The 409-nt window shown below is 44.0% G+C and carries 1 pseudogene; it reads right to left on the bottom strand.

Annotated elements, in window-relative coordinates:
* Window positions 1-95: 95 nt before the first annotated feature.
* A pseudogene (locus HMPREF3050_RS14970) lies at window positions 96-409 on the bottom strand (tetratricopeptide repeat protein); the annotation flags it as partial.

The following is a 409-nucleotide window of genomic DNA, read 5'->3' as shown; positions in this document are numbered from 1 at the left end:
ATGTTTTTCAATAAGGTGTTCATCTCAAAATCCTGTTTTTATTCAGAAGGTTTTTGGGTTTGTATATGTATTTCAGACGACCTTGGGATAAAGATTCAATATCCTGCCTGATTCAATTCTCGGTAAGCATCGCAACCTAGCTGTATTCCATTATCACAAGCCTTACCAAACCACTCTTTGGCGATCTTATAGTTCTAACGAACACCTTGCCCATTGTCGTACATCACACCCAAATTATATTGGGCTTCCGCAATCCCTTGTTCTGCAGCCTTACGATACCACTGCTCTGCCTGTACAAGGTTTTGAAGGACTCCTTTCCCATTGGCATACATCCCACCCAAATTATATTGGGCTTTGGCATGCCCTTGTCCCGCCGCCTTGCGATACCACTGCACTGCCTGTGCATCGT

This window comes from Neisseria sp. HMSC065D04, assembly GCF_001815675.1.
Lineage (GTDB): Bacteria > Pseudomonadota > Gammaproteobacteria > Burkholderiales > Neisseriaceae > Neisseria.
This window is presented reverse-complemented; position numbering and strand designations above follow the sequence as displayed.